At 60.2% G+C, this 21,330-nt stretch carries 23 protein-coding genes; 7 read left to right on the top strand and 16 right to left on the bottom strand.

Annotation, left to right across the window (positions count from 1 at the left end; translation table 11 throughout):
- Nucleotides 1–90 precede the first annotated feature (90 nt).
- From HMPREF1531_RS13300 to HMPREF1531_RS07625, 4 genes are read right to left on the bottom strand one after another with little or no spacing between them, the layout of a single operon-like run.
- A complete protein-coding gene (locus HMPREF1531_RS13300) occupies nucleotides 91–606 on the bottom strand; it encodes a DNA/RNA non-specific endonuclease (RefSeq protein WP_016669358.1) in 516 nt (171 codons plus the stop codon).
- On the bottom strand, nucleotides 566–1,150 hold the full coding sequence (locus HMPREF1531_RS07615) for a hypothetical protein (RefSeq protein WP_016669359.1): 585 nt from the start codon (nucleotides 1,148–1,150) through the stop codon (nucleotides 566–568). Before HMPREF1531_RS07615 ends, HMPREF1531_RS13300 begins: the two co-directional genes overlap by 41 nt.
- Before the next feature lie 21 nt (nucleotides 1,151–1,171).
- Nucleotides 1,172–1,504: a hypothetical protein gene (locus HMPREF1531_RS07620; protein ID WP_016669360.1), complete on the bottom strand. Its 333-nt coding sequence runs from the start codon at nucleotides 1,502–1,504 to the stop codon at nucleotides 1,172–1,174.
- A 3-nt stretch (nucleotides 1,505–1,507) separates the two neighbouring features.
- On the bottom strand, nucleotides 1,508–1,900 hold the full coding sequence (locus tag HMPREF1531_RS07625) for a hypothetical protein (protein ID WP_016669361.1): 393 nt from the start codon (nucleotides 1,898–1,900) through the stop codon (nucleotides 1,508–1,510).
- A gap of 188 nt (nucleotides 1,901–2,088) precedes the next feature.
- Between HMPREF1531_RS07625 and HMPREF1531_RS07630 the strand changes: the two genes are divergently transcribed.
- From HMPREF1531_RS07630 to HMPREF1531_RS12925, 4 genes are all read left to right on the top strand, one after another.
- On the top strand, nucleotides 2,089–2,454 hold the full coding sequence (locus HMPREF1531_RS07630) for a GntR family transcriptional regulator (protein WP_016669362.1): 366 nt from the start codon (nucleotides 2,089–2,091) through the stop codon (nucleotides 2,452–2,454).
- Nucleotides 2,444–3,418 carry a DUF1648 domain-containing protein gene (locus tag HMPREF1531_RS07635; RefSeq protein WP_198011017.1) on the top strand — a complete coding sequence of 325 codons (975 nt, stop codon included), beginning with the start codon at nucleotides 2,444–2,446 and terminating at the stop codon, nucleotides 3,416–3,418. The genes HMPREF1531_RS07630 and HMPREF1531_RS07635 overlap by 11 nt, the downstream gene beginning before the upstream one ends.
- On the top strand, nucleotides 3,415–4,425 hold the full coding sequence (locus tag HMPREF1531_RS07640; RefSeq protein WP_016669364.1) for a CPBP family intramembrane glutamic endopeptidase: 1,011 nt from the start codon (nucleotides 3,415–3,417) through the stop codon (nucleotides 4,423–4,425). The genes HMPREF1531_RS07635 and HMPREF1531_RS07640 overlap by 4 nt, the downstream gene beginning before the upstream one ends.
- A gap of 162 nt (nucleotides 4,426–4,587) precedes the next feature.
- Nucleotides 4,588–5,571 carry an NYN domain-containing protein gene (locus tag HMPREF1531_RS12925; RefSeq protein WP_016669365.1) on the top strand — a complete coding sequence of 328 codons (984 nt, stop codon included), beginning with the start codon at nucleotides 4,588–4,590 and terminating at the stop codon, nucleotides 5,569–5,571.
- Between the two features lie 167 nt (nucleotides 5,572–5,738).
- Here the strand turns inward: HMPREF1531_RS12925 and HMPREF1531_RS07650 are convergent, their stop codons facing one another.
- The 7 genes from HMPREF1531_RS07650 to glpK form a co-directional block, all read right to left on the bottom strand.
- Nucleotides 5,739–6,287: a hypothetical protein gene (locus HMPREF1531_RS07650; protein WP_016669366.1), complete on the bottom strand. Its 549-nt coding sequence runs from the start codon at nucleotides 6,285–6,287 to the stop codon at nucleotides 5,739–5,741.
- The gene (locus tag HMPREF1531_RS07655) at nucleotides 6,284–7,387 is read right to left on the bottom strand and encodes a helix-turn-helix domain-containing protein (protein ID WP_016669367.1); all 1,104 of its coding nucleotides are present in this window, start codon (nucleotides 7,385–7,387) and stop codon (nucleotides 6,284–6,286) included. Before HMPREF1531_RS07655 ends, HMPREF1531_RS07650 begins: the two co-directional genes overlap by 4 nt.
- A 110-nt stretch (nucleotides 7,388–7,497) precedes the next feature.
- Nucleotides 7,498–8,334, bottom strand: coding sequence for a carbohydrate ABC transporter permease (locus tag HMPREF1531_RS07660; protein WP_016669368.1), 837 nt, complete (start codon nucleotides 8,332–8,334; stop codon nucleotides 7,498–7,500).
- Nucleotides 8,331–9,302: a carbohydrate ABC transporter permease gene (locus HMPREF1531_RS07665; RefSeq protein ID WP_016669369.1), complete on the bottom strand. Its 972-nt coding sequence runs from the start codon at nucleotides 9,300–9,302 to the stop codon at nucleotides 8,331–8,333. The genes HMPREF1531_RS07660 and HMPREF1531_RS07665 overlap by 4 nt, the downstream gene beginning before the upstream one ends.
- Nucleotides 9,303–9,306: 4 nt before the next feature.
- Nucleotides 9,307–10,569, bottom strand: a complete 1,263-nt coding sequence (locus tag HMPREF1531_RS07670) for an ABC transporter substrate-binding protein (RefSeq protein ID WP_016669370.1) — start codon at nucleotides 10,567–10,569, stop codon at nucleotides 9,307–9,309.
- A 91-nt stretch (nucleotides 10,570–10,660) separates the two neighbouring features.
- Nucleotides 10,661–11,659, bottom strand: coding sequence for a lactonase family protein (locus tag HMPREF1531_RS07675; protein ID WP_016669371.1), 999 nt, complete (start codon nucleotides 11,657–11,659; stop codon nucleotides 10,661–10,663).
- A 77-nt stretch (nucleotides 11,660–11,736) separates the two neighbouring features.
- Entirely contained in the window at nucleotides 11,737–13,260 is a 1,524-nt protein-coding gene (glpK, locus tag HMPREF1531_RS07680) for a glycerol kinase GlpK (RefSeq protein WP_016669372.1), read from the bottom strand.
- Between the two features lie 239 nt (nucleotides 13,261–13,499).
- Between glpK and HMPREF1531_RS07685 the strand changes: the two genes are divergently transcribed.
- Complete coding sequence (locus HMPREF1531_RS07685; protein ID WP_016669373.1) at nucleotides 13,500–14,321, top strand: Bax inhibitor-1/YccA family protein; 822 nt, start codon at nucleotides 13,500–13,502, stop codon at nucleotides 14,319–14,321.
- Between the two features lie 104 nt (nucleotides 14,322–14,425).
- On the opposite strand, the gene HMPREF1531_RS13305 is transcribed toward HMPREF1531_RS07685, so the two are convergent.
- On the bottom strand, nucleotides 14,426–15,103 hold the full coding sequence (locus HMPREF1531_RS13305) for an NUDIX hydrolase (protein WP_016669375.1): 678 nt from the start codon (nucleotides 15,101–15,103) through the stop codon (nucleotides 14,426–14,428).
- Between the two features lie 49 nt (nucleotides 15,104–15,152).
- Nucleotides 15,153–16,121, bottom strand: a complete 969-nt coding sequence (locus HMPREF1531_RS07695; protein WP_016669376.1) for a hypothetical protein — start codon at nucleotides 16,119–16,121, stop codon at nucleotides 15,153–15,155.
- Nucleotides 16,122–16,295: 174 nt separating this feature from the next.
- On the opposite strand from HMPREF1531_RS07695, the gene HMPREF1531_RS13665 reads away from it, so the two are divergent.
- Nucleotides 16,296–16,661, top strand: a complete 366-nt coding sequence (locus tag HMPREF1531_RS13665) for a hypothetical protein (RefSeq protein WP_051123350.1) — start codon at nucleotides 16,296–16,298, stop codon at nucleotides 16,659–16,661.
- Nucleotides 16,662–16,778: 117 nt separating this feature from the next.
- Here the strand turns inward: HMPREF1531_RS13665 and HMPREF1531_RS07705 are convergent, their stop codons facing one another.
- A complete protein-coding gene (locus HMPREF1531_RS07705) occupies nucleotides 16,779–17,240 on the bottom strand; it encodes a hypothetical protein (protein ID WP_036897508.1) in 462 nt (153 codons plus the stop codon).
- Between the two features lie 166 nt (nucleotides 17,241–17,406).
- Here HMPREF1531_RS07705 and kduI point away from each other — a divergent pair, with 166 nt between their 5' ends.
- Nucleotides 17,407–18,234, top strand: a complete 828-nt coding sequence (gene kduI, locus HMPREF1531_RS07710; protein ID WP_016669379.1) for a 5-dehydro-4-deoxy-D-glucuronate isomerase — start codon at nucleotides 17,407–17,409, stop codon at nucleotides 18,232–18,234.
- Between the two features lie 18 nt (nucleotides 18,235–18,252).
- On the opposite strand, the gene HMPREF1531_RS07715 is transcribed toward kduI, so the two are convergent.
- Together HMPREF1531_RS07715 and brnQ are read right to left on the bottom strand one after the other, a co-directional pair.
- On the bottom strand, nucleotides 18,253–19,641 hold the full coding sequence (locus tag HMPREF1531_RS07715; protein ID WP_016669380.1) for a UTP--glucose-1-phosphate uridylyltransferase: 1,389 nt from the start codon (nucleotides 19,639–19,641) through the stop codon (nucleotides 18,253–18,255).
- 213 nt (nucleotides 19,642–19,854) lie between these two features.
- Nucleotides 19,855–21,249, bottom strand: coding sequence for a branched-chain amino acid transport system II carrier protein (gene brnQ, locus HMPREF1531_RS07720; RefSeq protein ID WP_016669381.1), 1,395 nt, complete (start codon nucleotides 21,247–21,249; stop codon nucleotides 19,855–19,857).
- Nucleotides 21,250–21,330: the final 81 nt, after the last annotated feature.

Raw genomic sequence — 21,330 nt, forward strand, 5'->3', positions numbered from 1 at the left:
GGATCTGTCGGCGTAGTCCCAGGCTGCGGCGATGAGTTCGGGTACTGCTTGCTCGAATGCTTCTTCAAATCTCATGTCAATTCCCCTTCACTAATTGACGATTTCATCAAGCCTTAACCTTTTTCCGTCTGGTAGGATTTCGGTGATCTTGAATCCTGTTGGGCGTAGGCCGCTTCCATCGTAGAGGACTTTGATATCCACATCAAACACTTCTCCTGCTTCCAGTTTCTTCAACCAACGATTCTCAATCTTCTTCATTTTTGAGAGGTTGACATTGTCGAGCTGGGCCACGATGTTATCTAGTTTTTCTGATCCGCCGAAGATATTGGCGAACAGGTGCCCTGCATGGTCGCCGGGCACTTTTCCAACGGGGTTCCCTTGGTGCGATGGACGGAATTTCTGTTTGGGTAACTTCAAGGGGCGGGCATGTGCCGAAGAAATCCGGCCGAGCCTATCCGTTGTGTACACGTAGCGAATCGGTTTTCCTGCGGCATCCACCGTTTCACGCCGACCCGCTGTGTACACGGCATCCTTCGCCAAATGGTTTGAACCAGGAATGAGCGGACTATCGACGTATTTTTTGCCGTTGACGATCAGCTTCTCCACAAAATCCCGGACGATTTTCGAACCGGCCTTGGTTGGAACGTTTCCCATCGTCACCCACCCAGCAAAGCATTGATTGCTTGGTCGATCGCGATGGAGATCGCTGCGCCGATGCGCCACCGGATATGATCGCTGCTGCCAGCATCACTGCGTCGAGCAGCAGCTTTCCTATCACGTAGGCGCGCAGGCCTCGCACCAGCAAGGCTGCGCCACTGTACGAGGCGGACGCCACCCCAGCAGCGTCCCTGATCGACACCAATGTGGCCATATTTGCTTGATCGGAGCCCAAGTAGGTGACAAATGAATCTGCCCCTGGCCCGGTATTGTTTGAGCGGATGTGATTGATTGCGCCTTGGTACTGGTCGATGTAGGTCTGCAATCGCTGTGGGGCATTTCCCCACAACTCGGCCCACTGGTCGAGCACATCCTCCTTGGCGGTTGGCCACTCATAACCCAAGTGGTTCAGCAGCTCGATGGCCTTGGTCTTGATAAAAGCTATCGGATCGTCCGGGATGGTGACATCCATTCCGAGAAAGGAAATTTCCACTTCTACATCTCCCTTCGGGGTCTAGGGGCTTATCTGGAGCGACTGGGCCTGGCTGGTGTTGTCAGCTTCGGTTATTACATAGTCGTTGGCTGTGGCACACATGACTTCGGCTTCGCTGGCCACTCCCTCGCAATATGGTGTGATGACGTTTTCCTGCATGACTTGCCCAAACACTTGGAGCATCATCGTTAGTGCGCCATCGACGGTCGATAGACCTCCCGCGGCGCCGCATGCTGCGGCATCTGTTGTCGCGGTAACCAGCTCAGATACCATGTGAGAGGAATCGTCGGCAACTTCACTGAATCCGGTCGCTGCTTTGCGCCAAGACTCTGGGCTGAACTCAATATCATTCATCGGTCACTCCACTTTCGCTTGTGCCAGGGTCTGCGCCCATGCCCGATCCAATTTGTCGTTTGCCGCCTGGAACGCGGCACCGAGCTCGTTGAGCTCTGGTAGCTGGTCGCTCATCTGAGCCAGATACTGCCGGTTGTAGTCGTCCAGTGCCTGGTTCAAGGTGTCAATGATCATTTCTGAGACTTCCCCCGTATCGGCTGCATCGTGCCAGATCTCATCCAGTCCGAGCCATGCGACCCGCGCATCGCACACACGCACTCTGACTTCACCGCGAGATGAAACCGCTTCGACCTCAAGTGGTTCAACATCGCGTTCCCGGTGGTCCGGCAACGTGGCAGCTTTCTTCACCACGTCAGCAATCGAAGTGAATGCATCATCAAAACCAGACAACTCCATACCAGTAGTTTACCGACGGCATTGTGAGATAAGGAATGAGCATTGCTACTCAAGAATCGGGCACCGTTACTCAAGAATCGGTCACCGGCTTGTCTGGTGCTTCGGTCTCGGTGATCACAGCACCTGCAGCGCGTGCTCGGCAGCGTCACGAGACTTGACAGCTAACTTGTTCTAGTTATTATAGAACTATGTTGTGGCAGGTTGATCCCACGGATGCGGCGCCGCTGTACGAGCAGATCGCATCGAGTGTCCGGCGTGCCGTCGCCGAGGGAGAACTCACCGACGGTGAGCGCCTGCCTCCAGCGAAGCACCTTGCCGCAAGCCTTGAAGTGAATCTGCACACCGTGCTCAAGGCCTACCAGGTGCTTCGTGACGAGGGCTGCTTGGAACTGCGTCGTGGCCGCGGGGCAGTGATCATCGCCAAGAAACCCGATGCGCCGGACATCGGCGAGTTGATCAGTGAGCTCGTGCGTTCGGCGCGAGCCATGGGAATACCCGACATGCAACTGATGGCGTTGCTCGTTGAACGGATGGGGAATGGACATGAAAACTGAGAATGGTCAGTACCGCCGTGGGGTGATCGTGGCGAGCATCACCGTGATCTTCCTCGCGGGGATTCTTGGCGGCCTTGCTACCTGGCTGATACGCGACGAACTCCCGAGTCGGATCGCGGTCCACTGGGGTGCTGACGGTACGCCTGACCGGTTCGTTGATGCCGACGCGGCTATCGTCGAACCCTTTCTGATCGGCGTCTTGGCTCCCATGGCTGTGATCGGGGTCGGTTTCCTCATGCGGCGGGGGCAGCAGTTGGCTCTCGTGGGTGCTGGTACCGCGGTCTTCTGCTCGCTGCTATTCCATCTCTTCACCCGGGCGCAGCGGGTGGGGCAGGAGGCCGATGCCGGAACTGCCCAGGTGTTGGGTCTGTGGGTCTCCCTCGCTTGCGCCATCGCAGTGGGCGTGGGACTTCATATGGTGTTCCGGCGCCGATCACCTGGTGGCCCGGTTGCAATGAACCTCGTAGGGCCTCGTTTGGAGGTGGGAAGGGCGGCCCGCATTGCCTGGAGTGGGCGTACCCCGACCTCATGGGGTGTCATGGCCATAGCTTTGGTGGGCGTCGTGAGTCTGGTTGTGTCGGCATTCATGTTGCTGCGCAATGGCAATATCGCGATGGGCGCGACGGTGGCGGTGCTGCTCGTCCTATTGGGTCTGCTGTACTGCGCGACGCAGGCGTCGGTGATGATCGACCGGCAAGGCGTGCGGGTGCGGGGACTGCGAGTCATCCGCTGGGTGACCATCCCCCTCGGCCAGATCTCGGACGGCGAAGTGGTCGAGGTCGATCCCAAGCATTTCGGTGGATACGGCATGCGCAGCACCGGTGACGAGATTGCCTACCTGACCCGGCGCGGTCCAGGCCTGCGAATCGGCCGAAACGGCCTGCCCCCGGTGACCATCACCGTGGACAAACCCGATGAAGCCCTCACTGCACTGAACACTCTTTTGGCAAGGACACCAGCATGAGCAATGAACCAATCCCCGCTTCCGGAGCCGTGAGCGAACCCCGGACAACCACAGATGCTCGCGTCATAGCGGAATCCGACACAGCGATGGCGGCCACAACGGCAAGCACCAAAGGAGTGGTGATATTCGTCATCTTGGCGGTGGCCCTCGCCTGGATCCTTGCGCTGCCGCTGTGGTTGGGCCAGGGCATCAACTCGCCTCTTTTCTTGCCGGTTGCAACCGCGACGATGCTCACCCCGGCGACCGCTGCCCTGATCGTCGTTCGATTCGTGGAACACCGTCGCATTCTTGATGCACTGGGTCTGCGTCCCCGGGGGTCTGCCAAACGAACCGTTACTTGGCTGGCGATCGCTTTCGCGACGGTGCTCGGTCTGTGTTTCCTGAGTTTGGTGAGCTCGGCTGTCGTTGGTACTTACCAGTTTGACGTGGTAGGCATGTCTGGTTTCGAACAAACATTCAGAGCGCAGCTGGAACACCTCGGCAAGAGCCTTGATGAGGTGGGTCTGCCCCTGCGGGTTCTGTGGCTGCTGCAGTTTTTCAACATTGCCACGGCGGCGGCGGTTAACACCGTGGTCGCTGCCGGTGAGGAGATCGGCTGGCGGGGATATCTTTTCCCGGCCCTGTCCAACAGGCTGGGGATCCTCGGTGCGGTTGTAACGGTCGGTGTTATCTGGGGGTTGTGGCATGCTCCGCTCATCCTGCTTGGCTATAACTATCCGTCGAATCCACGGCTTGGGGTAGCGGCGATGTGTGTGCTGTGCACCGGGATCGGTGCGGTGCTGGCCTGGGTGTCGCAAAAAGGCGGGTCTGTGTGGCCAGCGGCCCTCGGGCACGGGACGCTGAACGCGGCAATGAGCAGCTTCATCGCCATGTTCGGTGACGCCGACTTCGAGCCGGACGCCCTCGCCGGGACCATTATGGGTTGGGGTGGGTGGCTGGTGCTGCTTCCCGTCGCGGGCCTCGTATGTTGGTCGATGATGCGCCCGGGGCGAAAGTCTGGAGCCTGAAGAAGAAAGACTAGCAGTGCGCATCGTCTGATCGTGAGAGATTCGCTCCGATATTGGGTGCCAGACTCCAGGCATCCTGGGTCGGCAGGTGCCGCTCTTGCAAAATGAGACGAGATGGCGTAAAATTTTTTGCTGGAATTTGAGCATTTTATGTATTAGTTCATGACCGCTTTGGTGGTCTTTTATTTCTCGCATATGGAGGTCGGTATGGATCGCTTCGCTCTCTTGGTGGATGCCGGATATTTTTACGCGGCTGGCGCCAAAATTACTTTTGGTGATTGGGCTCAGCGGCGAGATATTTACTTGACAAATCCTCGGGATGCTATTGATGATTTGGTGAAACGCTCGCAGCAGAGCTGTGGTGGTATCCCGCTTCTTCGTACTTACTGGTACGATGCGATGCTGGGCAATGAGCTTTCGCAGGATCAGGCCGAACTCGCACTTCTGGACTCCCTCAAACTTCGTCTGGGAATCCTCAACGAGGCGGGTCAGCAGAAGGGCGTTGATGCTCTCATAGTGACCGACCTCATCGAGTTGGCAAGGAACCGGGCCATAAGCGACGCCGTCGTCTTGTCGGGTGACGAAGATGTGCGCATCGGTGTTCAGGTTGCCCAGTCATACGGCCTGCGAGTGCACCTTCTCGCTGTGGGTGATGTCTCCGGAAACGTCAGTCATCTCCTCAGGCGTGAGGTTGATACGCTTCAGGTGTTGGGGGCGACGTGGTTCGAAGGGTTCTTCCAGAGCAGGATGCCGGGGCCAGCTTCAGCTGCAGAAGCGGAGTTGGCCCCGATGATGCCGCACGATGGGCCAGCCGTGCAATACCTACAAGTCGACCATGTGGCTGGTGAATCCCTTCGTGAGACCACAGTTCGAGTGAGCGAGGAACTCGTGTCTCACTGCGATCAACGTGATCTCGACGAACTGCGTGCCCAACTCGAAGTGACATCAAGTATTCCGGCAAAATATGATGGCCGCCTGATCGCCACGGTCAGCAAGGCCCGTGGTGGCGGGTATCTCACTAGTGAGGAACGCGAAGAAATTCGTGGGGTCTTTACCGAGGTCATTCAGAAAAGTCAAGGAAATAAATCGGGAAAACTTATCCCTGGTGACCTCATTCCCGGGACAGGTGACACTGCGGAGCAATGACCGCGATGAGGATTGTCTGCAGGCATCACCAATTACGAGTTGACTGATTGATTCGCTGAGACATATCTCGTTGTGCATAATTTTCATCAGCATCAAGATCAGCGAGGTTGTCGTTTTGGTGAGCAGCTTTTGATTCCTGGACCTTCGGGATCAGCAATCACGGTTCCTCAGGACGGTGATTGCTGGATCCTGCCATTCTCCTCAGCCCATTGGATAAAGCCTCCCGGTTTAAAGGGGACGCGATATTTGGAATCAGCTAAGTCGTCACAGAGCGCGCTGACTAGTTCGCGGGTGAGATGACCATCATTGATGGCATCGCAGAGAAGACTGAGCGTTCTGCGTACCTCAATGGGGGTGGCAGGAATCTCTTTGGCTGCCTTTGAGGCTTCGTTATCGTCGAGGATCGCAACCCAGGAGCGGTTCTCAGCTAAGGCAAGTACTCCGCACTCGCCCATGTTGCGACCATCCGTGCCGACAAGGCGCTGGGTGTAGAGTCCAAAGGCGTTTAGATCTCTGGGCTCAAGTGTGACGATGGTGATCCACTCAGCATCAAGAACAGACTGGAGATAGGAATACTGCGAGACATGGTTTTTTAGCTCCTGCTCCACAACATCCGGGATCATGATTCTGTGGCTGGGCGCAAGCATCTTCAGCACGCCCAACCAGCCGGCCTTCGCGAAGTGGACCAGTGGCCCGGTATCGGCGACCCAGCTCACTGCAGAACCGACCAGAGCGTCGACGGATCTAGGGTTGGGCGGGGTGGGAGGTCCTCGGTCGTTAGCCGTCCTTCCAGCAGATCGACAGCGCGATCTGCCGTGATGTCCTCGCTGAGGTAGGCCTTGATAACGGCCATCTCATACGAGGGCGGGGAGACCGTTTCCTCCATGTCATGCGGGACGACCAGGCCGAACTGCATGATGTCACCCTTGCGAGTCCGCACGTCCCTGATGTCATCGGCGGTATCAGCCGAGATGTGGCCTAGTTCGAGCAGACGGGAAGCCAAAGTCGTCATGTCTACGCGAAAAGCGCTGGCGGTGCGAACAGCAGCTGAGCGTGTCCCATCCTCTTCGAAGTACTTCTGCCACATCTTGTGTACCGGATCAGCTGGAAGGAGGAAGGCCCGCGCCGCATGATCGATGCGTATTTCGTGCTGGGAAGCATGATCGTAGATCATGAAATCATTCTGGTACCGGTCATCTACCATGTGGTGCATGAGTTCATGGGCCGCAGACAGCCGACGACGACCAACGGCCCGATCACTGTTGACCAGCGCCACCCCATGACCGGCATCGACCACCGACGCGGCGTCTGCGTCGTCGCCACCAAGATTCCGTGCGAATACGAGCAGACCGAGCTTCTCGCACACTTCGACGAGATCGGTGACGGGATCCTCCTTGCCCAGCCTCGCGAGCTTGCGCACCTTTTGCCCCAATTCCTCCGACTCATCCGAGTTCCCGGGCCTCCGAAGAACCTGCGGCCGCGCAGCAACCCTTAGTGCACCGAGATCGCTGAGGAAACGAACGTTCCGCTCTAGGAGGTCGAGATGGTGGTCAATGGGCAGCAGGAGGAGTTCCTCCTCGCTGGCACCCCGGTGCTGGGCTATGGCTGGGGACGGGGCTGACAAGAACCAGTCGATTCTGCGATCCAGCTCCCGGGACAAGGCGATGAGGTCCAGCGCCGAGACCTTCCGCTGCCCAGCCTCGATCTTGGCCAGAGTGGTCCGATCCATCCCCAATGCCTGCGCCAGCTGTGACTGGTTCCATTGCTTCGCCGTCCGGGCTTCGTGGATTCGTCGGCCAAGGTCCACATTGTCCATGTGTGCGATTTTGTCACATCGACGGGTCTGATACTACCGCTGTCGGCAATTGAGTTGTCGTGATCCATGACCGTGGCGATCAGTTTCCTGATGCGTTGGTGACTGTTCGCTCAGGAACTCATCCCGGACAACTCCATGCCCTGGACCAGCCAGCGCTGCAGAACGACGAATACGATCAGCACCGGGATCAGTGAGATCATCGCCCCGGTGAACAGCTCCGGGTACTCAACACCCTGGGAGGTCATGAACCGAGACAGCGACACCTGCAGGGTCCGGGTGTTGTCGCGGGCAACCAACATCGGCCACAGGAAGGCGTTCCACGAACCCATGAAGGTGATCGTGCCCACCGCGGCGATGATGCCACCCGAATTGGGAAACACGATCCGCCAGAAGACCTGCCACGGGTTTGCTCCATCGAGACGCGCAGCCTCCTCCAGCTCGTGGGGGAAACCCAGGAAATGGGAGCGGAACAGGTAGGTGGCCAGGGCCGAGAACATCGGTGGCACCACCAGACCCTGGTAGGAATCGATCCACTGCAATCTGGCGGTCATGATGTAGGTGGGGATGAAAGTTACCGCAGCCGGCACCATGAGGGTGAACAATGTCAGCCCGAGAAGTATCCGTGATGCGCGCCCGTCGTAGCGGGCCAGCCCATAGGCGGCGAGCATCGATACCACGACGGTCCCGAGAGTCTGCAACACCGACACCACGACGGAGTTGAGTAGCGAACCAGCCAGATTGACCGATTGATTCGTGAACACCGACGCCAGATTCGCATACCACGGCTGGGAGGGATCGGTGAACAGATCACCGGCCCAGTGGAAGTGCGGCGAGGTAAAACCGGCATCCGTGGAGAAGGCATTGCGCACGATCATGTAGAAGGGCAGCAGGAAGACCAGGGCTAACGCTGTCGCCAGCACGTAACGCCACACCGGGAACCGTTTCATGACCGTTCCTCTGCCCCACTGCGATGGTTCACCCAGTTCTGCACCAATCCGAAGACCACGATAATCGCCGTCACAATCATCGTTCCGGCAGATCCGACCCCCAGATCCAGCTGGGAGCCTCCCAGCGAGATCAAGTAGAGGAAGACCAGCGGGGGCCGGGCATGGCTCGGGTAGGAACCGATGGAGCCCAGCAGATTGTAGAACTCGTCGAAGGCCTGGAAGGCGTTGATCACCAGCAGCATCGTCACTGCGGCCGACGTTGCCTTGAGCTGGGGAATGGTGATGTAGCGGGTCAGCCGCCACCCTGTTGCGCCGTCGAGGGCTGCGGCCTCATAGGTCGAGGCCGGAATCCGGTTGAGCCCGGCGATGAATAGAATCATGTAGAAACCGGTTTGCAGCCACAGCCGCAGGGTCACCAACGCCACCCAGTACCAGGAATTCTCCCCACCCAGCCAGTGCACCGGCTGGGAACCGAACCCGGAGAGCACCGAGTTGATCATGCCGAAACGGGCCCCGGAGAAGAAGGTGAATCGCCACACCATTGCGGCCACCACGTAGGAGCAGGCAGCCGGCAGGAAGAAGGCCGAACGGAAGAAGGCCTGGAATCTCGGCATGCCGTTGAGTAGTAGGGCCAGTCCCAGGGAACAGACGAAGGTCAATGGGACGATGAACAACGCGAAGACGATGAATGTGCCCACCGATGAGCGGAATGCCTCGTCATTCAGCAGCCGACCGTAGTTGGCGAACCCCACAAATTTGGTTGGGGTGATGGTGTTGCGCGCCTCGAAGAGGGACAACACCGCGCTCCACACAATGGGGATATAAACGAAGACTGCCAGCCCGCAGAAGAACGGGGTGACGAACGCAGCCTGCCACAGGTTTTGGTTGTGACGCCCGGCCAGACGTGACCGGAATCCCGGTCCCGGACGAGTCGGGGAGCGGGATTCCGGGTCAACCGGTGTCGGCATCGTTTCAGGAAGCCAGCTCGGTCTTCGCGGTTTCCGCGAGGGCTTGGAATGCCTGCTTGGGGTCTACCCCCTTGACGACCACCTCGGAGACGGCATCGGTGTAGGCGGTGCCCAGCGCACCCGACCACATGATGTCGGCGGTGAACCCATGCTCGGCCACCAGCTGGGCGGCCGTCGCGCCCGGGCCGCTGGCCAACTTGGTGGCCTTGGCCGCGAGGGCAGGTTTTGCCGGGATGTGGGTGCCAAAAGAATCGGCGAACTCGACTTGGTAATCTTCTTGGTCGATCCACAGCCACTTGATGAACTCCTTGGCCGCGGCGGGATCCTTTCCCTTGACTGCGGCGCAGGAACCGTAGGCGCCGAAATGGATCGCTTGGGTACCGCTCGATCCCATCGCAGGCATGGCCATTACGGCGACGTCATCACCGTGGGCGGCCAGCACCTCGGGAAGATTCCACAACCCGGTCCACTGCATGGCGCATTCCTCGTTGATGAACGGGGCTGCGCTGGACCATTCGGCGGAAGCCGCCTTCAGTAGCCCCTTGCCGGATTTGTACCACTCGGCATATTCGCTCACCACGCCGTAGAAGGAGTCATCAAGGAAACCGAGTTCGGTGCGTTCGCCGTTGAGTTCCTTGTGGCCGGAGGCCCAGATGAACAACGGAGCCATCACAGTCACCCCACCGTCATTGCCTCCGAAGAAACCGCCGCGGGTATCGGTGGTCAAGGCATCGGCGGTGGTCAGTAGCTCGGTGAGGGTAGTGGGGGCGCTCAGTCCTGCGGTCGCGAGCAGTGACGGGCGGTAGTAGAGCACCCGGCAATCGATCGTCTGGGGAATCGACCAGATGGCGTCCTTGAACGTGAAACGCTCAATGACCGAGGGGGCGAACTGATCAACATAGGGCTTGATGAGTTCGGTGAGATCCTCCACCTGGCCCGCATTGATCATGTCCACAGTGGCGCCGTTTTCCGACTCGAAGATGTCGGGGACATCGCCGGTGAGTAACTGCGAGTTGAGCAGTTTCATGTATTCGCCAGGGTTCCACTTCACCTCGACGGTGGCGTTGGGGTAGGCAGAAGCGTATTTTCGCACCGCGGCCTCGACGCCTTGTTCGCCATACTCGTGGTACCACTGGGTCAAGGCTGCTCCATTGGATGCCGAGGAACCGGAGGTGAGCCCACCGGAGTTTCCCCCGCACGCGTTCAAGCCTGCGATGGCAGCGGCGCCTCCGGCGAAGCTCAGGAGTCCACGTCGTGAGATGTTCATGATCGGGATGCTATGCCCGCGAGCACATCATCCAGAAATGGAAGTTCGAAATCTGGAAGGTTGATTGCTGAATCAACTTGAGCTCCTGGTCTCAGCTTTCGGTCAGCTCGCTCACCCACAGGGCACCGGCACCGACCTCCGCCGAGGGCCCCGGAACCAGAGTGCCATCGTTCATGACGGTGTATACCGTTGCCATTCCAGATGTTTCCGATGCCACGACGAGTCTCCCGTCGCTGGCCAGGGTAAATCCGCGCGGTTGCTCGAGCACCGGAGAAACCGCGAGCAGCCGCACCGGGATACCGTCGCCGTCCACCTCCAGGGTCGAGATGGTGGCATTGGTTCGCTCTGCGCAAAACAACCGGGCCTCGCTCGCATCCAGCTGCAAATCGGAGACCCAGATGAGGTGCTCGGTCTTGGGGTCGGCGCCAAACCGTGAGATCCCCAGATCGGTGTCGTCGAGAATCCGGGCCATCCCGATATGTTCCAAGGTGCCGTCCAAGCGAGGGTGCAGGCAGTGTACCTCACCGGTGAACTCGGTGTTGACCAGTAGATTCCCGCTGTGCGTAGGGATGATGTGGCGTGGCCCGGAACCTGGGGGAAGGTGGAAATCCCTGCCCAGGGGGAGAAGCCTGCCATCTATGATGCGCAAGCCCAGGATCACATCGTCGTGTAGGCAGACGACGTGGACGCAACCATCAGCGGTGATTACCGAAGAATGCAGATTCGGGGCATACACCGCATCGGTTACCTGGATCGGCGCCCCATTGGCATCCAGCCGGATCAACTGCGCGACTCCGCCGTGATAGGAGGCCGTCACTGCCCAGGTGCCATCAGGGCTGATGGACAGATGAGCAGGCTTACCTGCGACCTCAATGCTGGCACCTGTGACCAATGACCCGTCCCGTTGTTCGATGTGCACTACTCCGACCCGATGGGGCGAACTAGCAGCGAACAACACGCTCCCGCTAGGGTGAATCGCCAACGGACCGACCGCTGCGAGCCTGGCGGAATCAACCTTGGTGAGGGCATCCGCAGTGAGATTCAATAGGGTCAGCGTGCCGTCGCTGGCGCCCACCAGGAGTCTGCTCATTGCTCCATTTTATTGCCGCAGGCATGACAGTGGCCCGCAGGTTTCCACGGGCCACTGCGCGGTCGTTCATTCCTTGTTCACTCCACGACGTCTTCGTCCACCCATTCCATGGAGCGCCGGATGGCCTTGCCCCAGTTGTGGTAGAGGCGATCGCGTTCAGCAGGATCCATCGAGGGTTCCCAGGCCTTGGCGATGGCCCAGTTGTTGACGATGTCGTTCAGCGAATCCCAGTAGCCGGTGGATAGGCCAGCGGCATAGGCAGCGCCCAGGGCGGTGGTCTCGGCTACCTCCGGCAGCACCACCTTCACGCCGAGCTGATCGGCTTGGAACTGCATCAAGACGTTGTTCACGGTCATGCCGCCATCGACCCGCAACTCGGTGAGCGGAACGCCCGAATCGCCGTTCATGGCATCCACCACGTCACGGGTCTGGTAGGCGGTGGCCTCCAGGGCCGCGCGGGCGATGTGGTTACGGTTGATAAACCTGGTCAGACCAGTGAAAACGCCCCGGGCGTCACCACGCCAATAGGGTGCGAACAGCCCAGAGAATGCGGGCACGATGTAAGCGCCACCGTTGTCTTTCACCTGGGCAGCCAATTCCTCGGTCTCGGGGGCCGAGGACACCAGCTTCAGATTGTCGCGTAGCCACTGCACCAGCGAACCTGCGACGGCGATCGAACCCTCCAGGGCGTAGACCGGCTCCTGGCCCTCCAATTGGTAGCAGACCGTGGTGAGCAGGCCATGCTCGGAGAAGACCACATCGGAGCCGGTGTTCATCAGCAGGAAGCAACCGGTGCCGTAGGTGTTCTTCACCATGCCTGGCTTGAAACAGGCCTGACCAAAGGTAGCGGCCTGCTGGTCTCCCATCATGCCGGTGATCGGGGTATCGATGAGTAGGGAATTGCCCGCCCCATTGCCGTACCGGTACGACGACGGGCGTATCTCGGGCAGCACGCTCATCGGGACATTCATCAACTCACACAGCTGTGGATCCCACTGCAAGGTGCGCAGATCCATCAGGCCGGTGCGTGAGGCATTGGTCACATCGGTGGCATGTACCCCACCGTTCAACCCGCCGGTCAGATTCCACAGCACCCAGGTGTCCATCGTGCCGAACAGCAGATCCCCCTTGGCCGCTCGCTCCCGGGCACCCTCCACGTTGTCCAGGATCCAGCTGATCCTCGGGCCCGCCATATACGGGGTCAGGGCCATGCCCGAGCGCCGCCGCAACTCATCAGGGGAGATTCTGGTGGCCAGCTCGTCGCAGAATTTCTGGGTGCGGGTGTCTTGCCAGACGATGACGTTGTGGATGGCCTTGCCGGTGGTCTTATCCCAGACCACCGTGGATTCACGCTGGTTGGTGATGCCGACCGCGACGAGTTGGTGCCGGTTAATGGATGCACGTCCCAGCGCCTGCCCGACCACCGCGTTCACATTCTCGATGATCTCGGCGGGATTGTGCTCGACCCATCCTGGCCGGGGGAAGATCTGCTCGTGTTCCAACTGGCCGATGGCGATGCTCTTGCCGGCGTGATCGAAGATGATGGCACGCGAACTGGTGGTGCCCTGGTCGATGGCCAATACGTAGGTTCCAGAGGTCATGGCATCCTTGCACTTTCTTTATGTGGACGAACTCAACGTCGAGCTGTCATTGAACCATCGTGCCACCCCTTACGATGCTGCACCAGTGATCACCATGGAATGAGCGGAATGCATATCCCGGGTTATGCCGGGGGAGATGACCATTGGGTGTGGGCTATCAATCACATATTGTTGTCGGTGTTCCCGACAGGCACCGTTCCCGGTGACTGCGGAGTGTTTACGATCAGGAGGATGTAGCGGTGGCAACCACCAATCCCGTGCTTGCGCGTTCCGAGACCTTCAGGCCGAATGCCGGTTACCCGCAGGGCTTCCAGCCCGACGCCTACTACAACCCGCAGTCTGGTGGCTACGAGACCCCGCAGAGTTTCCAAGCCATCCCGCAACCCGGTGCGGGCCGGATGACCATCGACGACGTCATCCTCAAAACCTCAATGCTGCTGCTCGGCGTCATTGCTGCTGGCGGGCTGACGATGTTCTTGCTGCCAATCTGGCTGATCGCCCCGGTGGCTCTTATCAGCGGGCTGGTGTCCTTCCTCACCGTCATGTTCGTTTCTACGCGCAGGGTGCTGCCGGTCGCCGGACTGTTCGTCTATGCGCTCGTCGAGGGAGCCTTTATCGGTGCCTTCTCGCTGATCTTCGAGCTGCGTTACCCGGGCATCGTGATCTCTGCAGTCGTTGCCACTGGTATCACGGCCATGGTCGTAATGGCCTGCTACAAATTCTTGGGCGTCAGGGTCAACGGGCGCATCGGCAAGATCGTTGCCGTCTCGATCATCGCCTATGCGGTGGTGGCCCTGCTCAACTTGGTGCTGACCCTGTTCGGCCATGGCCTGGGGCTAGGAGCCATCGGCGCCGATGCAGGCCCCATGGCCTGGCTGTTCTCTGGGGTCGGTGTCGTATTGGCAGCGGCTTCGCTGATCTCCGATTTCGAAGTCGTCGAGAACGGCGTTCGCAACCAGGCCCCCGAATCCGAGTCCTGGCGTGCCGCTTTTGGGCTCACAGTCACCATGCTGTGGATGTACACCAACTTGCTGCGGATCCTAAGCTATTTCCGCAGATGACCCACGTCGGTGAGGGATATGGCCCGGTCGGTGACCGGGCCATATGCATGCCCGGAGCGGTTCCCGGCGAGCACACGACGACGTTTGATGCGTGCGACGGGCGCTCACAGATAGCGATCGAGCAGTGACCTAGCACCCGAGGTCCAGGGCAATGAGCGCCATCTGCGCAGCGGTACCCAGCTTGCCGAACGCGTCGTGCCGTCAACGTCGTTGACGATCGGCGTGGTTGGGGCATTGCAGGCTGCGGTGTAGATGAGCCGCAGCGCTTGGAAATCCTCCAATACCCCGTTCGGGGCCCTGCCCACCCAGTGTTCTGACTGGACATCGATCAGCCGACCGATCCGAACCACTTGGTTGGTCTCTTCGGTGATCTCCCGCACCACCGATTCGCTGGGGGTCTCACCAGGCTCCACGCCCCCGCCCGGCAACTGCCACAACCCCGGTATCGCTGTGAGGTCGGAGCACTGGGTACCGAGCACCCCCAGCGCGGAACGTACGATGGCGTAGGCGGCGACCCGCTGATGGGGAATAGCCACTTCGTTGGGGGCGACCACCAGACCGGGATCCAGTCCCCGGGATTTCACCTTGGGTGGTCGTGAGGCCTGGGACCTGCGGCGCACTTGGGCGGTGAGCACGATTTCCTCATCGTCCAGCCGTACCGACAGCGGCTGGGTGAGCATCCAACCGCGCTGCCACAGCAGCATCCGTGGATCTTGGCCGTGTAGGAGCTCCACGTCGACACAGGTACCCGCTCCGGGGGCAGGCACTCCGACGATTCGCATGGAGCCCATCTTCTCACGCGAACAAGCGCCCCGCCTCTGGTCCGGGTGATCAGCCCTCGTCAACCGGTACACCGGTGAGGTCGAGGACCTCCACTTGGTTACCCACCGCGACGCGCAACCGGGGTTGTGGGTCCTCAGCCTCACGACTGATGGTGATGGTGATCGGCGAGGCACTACTATTCGACAGCATTCCCGGATAAGTGCGCAGGATCCGGCCAACTACAGCCACGTCGATCTGTGCCGGGTCGAAGGCGATAGTCGACAGTGTCTCCTTGCGACGGGTTATATACACGGGGCCGGTCATCGGGCGGATGCGCCGCTCCACGATCCCGTTGGGCCTGCGATAGTCGGCGGCAACCTGCTGATCACGGTCGATCACCACAGCGTCCGGTGCTTGACCAGCGGTGGCATCGGCGATCGCCGTGGCAAGGGCCTCGTTATCGGTGAGGTCCAGGCGGGGGATGAGAGTTCCATCGGCATTGAAGAAGACAGTCGTGGTCTCCGGATTGGTCGTCACCGTCATGAGGATCTGGCCCAAGTTGTACTCGTTGATCTGCAATTCTTGACGCGTGTCATCACCGGCGATTTCGGATGCCTGGGCGAACAATGCGGCGATGTCGGTGAGATTGAAGGCAGCCGGGTCGAAGGGGGTGGCGGTGACCAGATCGGTTCCGTCATTCGATTCGGTGGTCTCGCCCTTGGTCCACTTCAGTGTGGCAGGACGGTCCCCACTCGCAACGTAGGTCAGCCGTACCTGGGTGCGGTCGATGACAACCCGAACGATTGGTCCCCTAGCCTTCCCCGCCAACTCGGCTACCACCTGGGCAGCAAGTCCGGGGGTAAACAGATCGTGTGCAGGGTCGATGCTCAAGGTCGTGGACCGAGAGGGTGTTGCCGAATTCCCAGGGGCTGAGGGTGTGGGCGTCGGCGTCGGACTGGCATGGAAATGGCAACCGGTGAGCAACAGGAATGCCAGACATGCAGCACCCAGTGATGCGGGGGTAGGTCGGCGATCCATGGTTGAAGGCTACCTGTCCAAGGGCTCGCTTCCCACTTTCCCATCGCTCGCAGCGGCAACGCATGGTGTACAACCTAGCGCCGGGGCCGACGAAGCAGCGCGACGGTCATCAATCTCTGGGTCGTACTGGCCGTAGAAGTGCCGTGGAACTTGGTTGAGGATAAGCTCCGCACCATGATGAGGTTCTGGAAAACCATGCTTCTCGTGCTCGGCTTGATCGTCCTGGTCGCCTTTATCGGCATCATGGTTTACAACGTGATCGAGGTGAACCAGCTCCACGCTGTCGCCATCGCCAACCGCAGCGCGGGGTTCGATAATCCACGCAACATGATGCTGATCGGCTCCGGCCTTGGGCTGGCTGCCGGTCTTCTGCTCGGCTTGGGAATAGCCACCCCCTCGCGTGGTTTCAAGGCCCGTTATGCTGATGCCCGCAAGGCTGAAGCCATCTCTGATGCCGAAGCTCAGGGCTTTCACGGGGCATCGGTGCCCGAGTCTTCGGTTATCCAGCCGAACCCGGAGCCCCCGACGCCGACCGCTTGATGCTCAATGAAACCAAGAGCGGCCCACACGATTACGTGTAGGCCGCTCTTGTTGGAATGAGGATCACCGATTGTGTGGGATGGGAAACCGGGATCCTCCTCTTCCTCGGAATGGGGATCACCGGTTGGTGGGATGGGAAACCGGGGGATCCTCCTCTTCCTCTTCCTCCCCGTCATCGGATGGGGAGGGGCTGTGGTGGCTTGCGGAGGGTGTGTGGGAAGGAGTCTCCACCGGCGGCTCGTAGACCGATGCGGCGGTGCCATTGGTTTGGATCGGTTCCGCGGTATAACGCTCCCCAGTCTGGTTCGGTGAGGAGTAGGTGGTCCCCGGGGCAGCGGATTCGGCTGAGGCCTTTGCCGCTGCTTGCGCAGCAGGTTGTGGAGCCCGGCCCAGGGCGATGATCACCGCAGCGAAGGCGAATACCAAGGCCAGAGCGCCGACGATGAGTGTCATGATGAAACCGCTGTTGGAACTGGCCGGCCGGGAGGTGATCCCCATCGGACGGTTGGCGCTGGTGCGCGCAGAACTCTGCACACCCGTGGCCCCCGCGTCAGCGGTTGACTTGCTCTTCTCGGTCAACTGAACTCCAGACTCGCTGCCTTGATTGATTACATCCGTGCCAGGGCAGGATGTGGTTCTCCTCAAATATACGGCCACCATGGGGCACAGACCACCCGTGGAAGCATGGGGATTCCCTGAGTACCATGAACTGCTGGTCACCACATGCCAATCACGAGGATGAACAATGGAAAACCGGCACACCGTCAGCAAGCGCGAGGTCGCATCGATGAACACCCAGGAGTTGCGTGACAACTTTTTGGTACCCGATCTCTTTGCGCCCGGTGAGGTGAGGTTGGTACACACCCATGAGGATCGCGTGGTCATCGGGGGAGCAAGCCCCGTCGACGGTCCGCTCACTCTTGAGGCCCCCAGCGAGCTGCGGGCCGAGTACTTCCTGCAGCGCAGGGAACTCGGTGTCTTCGTCGTTTCGGGCACTGGGCGCGTTACCGCCGATGGTGAGTTCTTCGAATTGCCCGCACGCAGTTGCCTGTACATCGGGCGTGGTACCCGCGAGGTCACCTTCGATGGTATCGGTGAGGTGCCTGCCCGTTTCTACCTGTTCTCTGCAGTGGCCCATGCCACTCATCCCACCCGCGCCGTGTTCCCGGGAGATGGAGACATTCGTGAATTGGGTGACCAGGAGCATGCGAACCGCCGTACCCTCAACCGTTATATCCACGCCGATGGCATCCAGTCCTGCCAGATCGCGATGGGTCATACGGTGTTGCACTCCGGCTCAATATGGAACACGATGCCAGCCCACACCCACGACCGTCGTATGGAGGCCTACCTCTACCTCGACTTGGCCCACGACGCCCGCGTGATTCACCTGATGGGAGATCCCAGCGAAACCCGGCACATGATCGTTGCTGATCAGCAGGCGATCATCTCCCCGTCCTGGTCGATCCATTCCGGGGTGGGTACTCAGGCCTATTCCTTCGTGTGGGCGATGGCCGGTGAGAATCAGGACTTCGATGACATGGATCACCAACCCATCGACACTCTGCTGTGAACCGCCGCAGTCTTGGCTTCAGCTGATGCCGTTCTCATCGACGGTTACGCCATCGGGAACCAGGCTCGGTTTGCCCGGGTCACCCAGATGGGCCGCCCCGTGGGCCACGATCCCGCGGCCGAAAGTCCAATCGCCCTCGACCGTGAATGAGGAAGCCTCCACCAGCGATGGCACCCCGTGAGGGAAGCGGGCCTCGAAATCGTTGATGACTCGGTAGTGCTTCTGGTCGAGTGCGACGATGGGCGCATTACTTCGTGCGACGAGCCGGTCATCGTCGGCAAACTTGTAGACATCCGAGCGGAGCAGGGCCAGCTCGGCGGTAGATTTCACCGGAAGGAAGCGGGAGCGTGGCACGGTGATGGCCGTCGCCCCATCGAAGACCTCAATGGCGGCTCCCAGTGCGCATTCGAGATGGATGACCGCGGGGGTTGAGGAATCGGCCGGGTCAACCGTCTTGCGGTTGACGATGAGCGGCAGCGGAACGGTGCCCTGGTTCGCATCAAGGATCTGCTTTAGGGCCTGGAGGTTCATCCACAAGTTGTTGGTGTTCATCCACCCGTGTTTGGTGATGTCCATGAAGGAGTCGGTCTCCTCAGGGGACACTTGGGTCGATTCGCGCAGCACCAGTCGTCCATCCGCGGCACGCGCCGCCAGATGCCCGCCCTTGCGGTCCATGATGGTGCGTGCAGTGACCTCCATGGCGAAGGGCGCTCCAGACGCGGCGAACCAGCCAGCAAGCCGGGCCTCGGGGATAGCACCCAGATTGTCGGAATTGGCGACGAATAGTTGCCGGAATCCCATATTGAGCAGAGTGTCAAGAAGCCCGGCGGCAAGCATCGAGGGGTAAAAATCGCCGTGTCCCGGAGGACACCACTGCATCTCGGGGTTGGCGGGCCATGCTACGGGCATCCGACTGCTGGCCTCGATCTTCGGCTGTCGGGACTGCAGGAATTCCAGGGGAATCCCATCGACCATCAGCCCGGGATAATCCTTCAGGGCGGCCATCGTCGCCTCCGAGGTGTTGTAGGAATGCATCAGGGTCAGCGGCAGCCGTGCCCCGGTCTCGCGTCGCAGGGCCATCACTTGGCCGACGACGATGTCCAAGAAGCTGCGCCCGTCGCGAACCGGGATCAGGCATTTCGGACTGGCAAGCCCCATCGAGGTGCCCAGCCCACCGTTGAGCCGGATCACCGCGGTGGCAGACAAAGCCTCTACTGCCGCGTCGTCCAAGATGGTGTCATCGAAATTGGGCAGATCGGTGACCGGGGTGATCTCGGATTCCGCGATGAAACCGGAGTCGCCACCGGTCAGGCGCTGGAATCGGTCGACGAAGGCAGCGATCACTGACGGTGCTGCACCGTCGGCCTTAAGCGTTGCCACATTGGCTTCAAGTGCCTGCTCGGACATGGTTCTCCCTTCATCACGCCAAGATTTTCCAGGCTGTTCATGAGCCTAGCCATCGGCGGTGTTCACCGGCACTGCATCTTTGTGGTTTACGCAATCCACGGGGAACTGCTGGTTGGTGATGGGCGCCGTGAACCTCATTGGTGGCCTCGTGGAAACCCAGATGGTGCTCAACAGGGGTAGTGGATCTGTACGGGGTCTTTCCGATGTTGGCCCTCAAGAGCTTCGACCGAGTTGTTCATCGCCGGAAGAAACCATGGTGGTGTGCCTTTCCCCGGCGTCAGCTGCTTGGGTGCGCCTGGTGAGGTCGATACCGAGACCGATCAGCAGCATTACCGCGGTTGGCACGATCCAGCCCATGCCTGCGCCGTGCAGGGGGGCCCAGGCGACGGCCTGCTGCAGGGCGCCAACCTGCCAGGTGTCGGCGGCGGTCACCATGCCCGACCATACGACCGCGGTCCACACCGACAGCCGGAATCCCCACAGCAGCGTCACCGAATGCAGCAGCGGATCGAGCAGCGTGCAGGCCACCACGGTGATCGCCACCGGGTAGAGGAAGCCAATGATCGGACCTGCGAAGCCGAGCACCGTCGATAGGCCTGCGGATGCGATGACGAAGGAAGAGATCGCGAAAATGAACAGCCACACCCGGTAGGAGATCCCGGGCATCAGCCGGTGGAAAAACTCCGAGGTTGATGCGAGCAGTCCGACGGCGGTGGTCATGCAGGCGAGTAGGACGATGACCCCGAGCACGATCCGGCCGGGGAACCCCATCGTGAGATTCGCCGCGTCGGCGATCATCGCCGCACCGTCGGAATAGGAACGCGGGTTGGGCATTGAGCGGCCCACCATGCCCAGCCCGATGTAGATCACCGCGAGCAGCCCGCCTGCGCTGACTCCGGCTAAGGAAGTCTTGGTAAGCAGTTCGCGACGGGAGGTGACCCCCCGGTAACGCAGCGAGGAGATGATGATGATGCCGAAGGCCAAGGATGCGATTGAGTCCATGGTCGTGTAGCCCGCCAACAGACCTTGAGCCAGCGGGTGCTCGGCAAAGGCATCGGCCGGGGCCAGAGTTTGGCCTTCAAGCTTGCTCACCGACAACCACACCAACACCACCAGCAGCACCAACAAGGCCGGGGTCATCACCTTGCCCAGCTTGTCAACCAGGGTGTTTGGGTTGATCGACAGCGCCAGGCCGACGCCAAAGAAGACTAAATTGAACAACACCGAAGCAGTCGTCGAATGCCATCCGAAGACCGGCTGAGCTGCGGTGAGGAAGGACACCGCCCCGGTGCGCGGCAGTGCATAGAGCGCGCCGATGGACAGGTAGCAGGCCGCCGAGAAGATGATGGCGAAGGCCTTGCCGCCTCGGGCTGACAGATCGAGGACGTCCGATCCCTTCACTGCGACGGCGAGCATTGCGATCACCGGCAGCCCGACGGCTCCCATGAGGAATCCGGAGAATGCGGGAGTGAAATTGGTGCCCGCGGAGGCGGCGAGCATGGGCGGGAATATCAGGTTCCCTGCCCCAAAGAACATGGAAAACAACATGAGTGACATGGAGACCATGCCAACCTTGCGTTTGGCCGCTCCGGCCTCGGTTTCGGACATCTCAACTCTCGTATGATTGATGATTCGGACTGTCGCAGTCTACGCGTGCGCAGCCCCACCTCCATCACTGTCCGATCGCGC

The organism is Propionibacterium sp. oral taxon 192 str. F0372, from assembly GCF_000413315.1.
Taxonomy (GTDB): Bacteria; Actinomycetota; Actinomycetes; order Propionibacteriales; family Propionibacteriaceae; genus Brooklawnia.

Bases quoted from the DNA above. Each gene is read 5' to 3' on its own strand.
- HMPREF1531_RS07620 (WP_016669360.1), bottom strand. From the start codon at position 1,504: ATGAATGATATTGAGTTCAGCCCAGAGTCTTGGCGCAAAGCAGCGACC.
- HMPREF1531_RS07625 (WP_016669361.1), bottom strand. From the start codon at position 1,900: ATGGAGTTGTCTGGTTTTGATGATGCATTCACTTCGATTGCTGACGTG.
- HMPREF1531_RS07630 (WP_016669362.1), top strand. From the start codon at position 2,089: ATGTTGTGGCAGGTTGATCCCACGGATGCGGCGCCGCTGTACGAGCAG.
- HMPREF1531_RS07635 (WP_198011017.1), top strand. From the start codon at position 2,444: ATGAAAACTGAGAATGGTCAGTACCGCCGTGGGGTGATCGTGGCGAGC.
- HMPREF1531_RS07640 (WP_016669364.1), top strand. From the start codon at position 3,415: ATGAGCAATGAACCAATCCCCGCTTCCGGAGCCGTGAGCGAACCCCGG.
- HMPREF1531_RS12925 (WP_016669365.1), top strand. From the start codon at position 4,588: ATGACCGCTTTGGTGGTCTTTTATTTCTCGCATATGGAGGTCGGTATG.
- HMPREF1531_RS07655 (WP_016669367.1), bottom strand. From the start codon at position 7,387: ATGGACAATGTGGACCTTGGCCGACGAATCCACGAAGCCCGGACGGCG.
- HMPREF1531_RS07660 (WP_016669368.1), bottom strand. From the start codon at position 8,334: ATGAAACGGTTCCCGGTGTGGCGTTACGTGCTGGCGACAGCGTTAGCC.
- HMPREF1531_RS07665 (WP_016669369.1), bottom strand. From the start codon at position 9,302: ATGCCGACACCGGTTGACCCGGAATCCCGCTCCCCGACTCGTCCGGGA.
- HMPREF1531_RS07670 (WP_016669370.1), bottom strand. From the start codon at position 10,569: ATGAACATCTCACGACGTGGACTCCTGAGCTTCGCCGGAGGCGCCGCT.
- HMPREF1531_RS07675 (WP_016669371.1), bottom strand. From the start codon at position 11,659: ATGAGCAGACTCCTGGTGGGCGCCAGCGACGGCACGCTGACCCTATTG.
- glpK (WP_016669372.1), bottom strand. From the start codon at position 13,260: ATGACCTCTGGAACCTACGTATTGGCCATCGACCAGGGCACCACCAGT.
- HMPREF1531_RS13305 (WP_016669375.1), bottom strand. From the start codon at position 15,103: ATGCGAATCGTCGGAGTGCCTGCCCCCGGAGCGGGTACCTGTGTCGAC.
- HMPREF1531_RS07695 (WP_016669376.1), bottom strand. From the start codon at position 16,121: ATGGATCGCCGACCTACCCCCGCATCACTGGGTGCTGCATGTCTGGCA.
- HMPREF1531_RS13665 (WP_051123350.1), top strand. From the start codon at position 16,296: ATGATGAGGTTCTGGAAAACCATGCTTCTCGTGCTCGGCTTGATCGTC.
- kduI (WP_016669379.1), top strand. From the start codon at position 17,407: ATGGAAAACCGGCACACCGTCAGCAAGCGCGAGGTCGCATCGATGAAC.
- HMPREF1531_RS07715 (WP_016669380.1), bottom strand. From the start codon at position 19,641: ATGTCCGAGCAGGCACTTGAAGCCAATGTGGCAACGCTTAAGGCCGAC.
- brnQ (WP_016669381.1), bottom strand. From the start codon at position 21,249: ATGTCCGAAACCGAGGCCGGAGCGGCCAAACGCAAGGTTGGCATGGTC.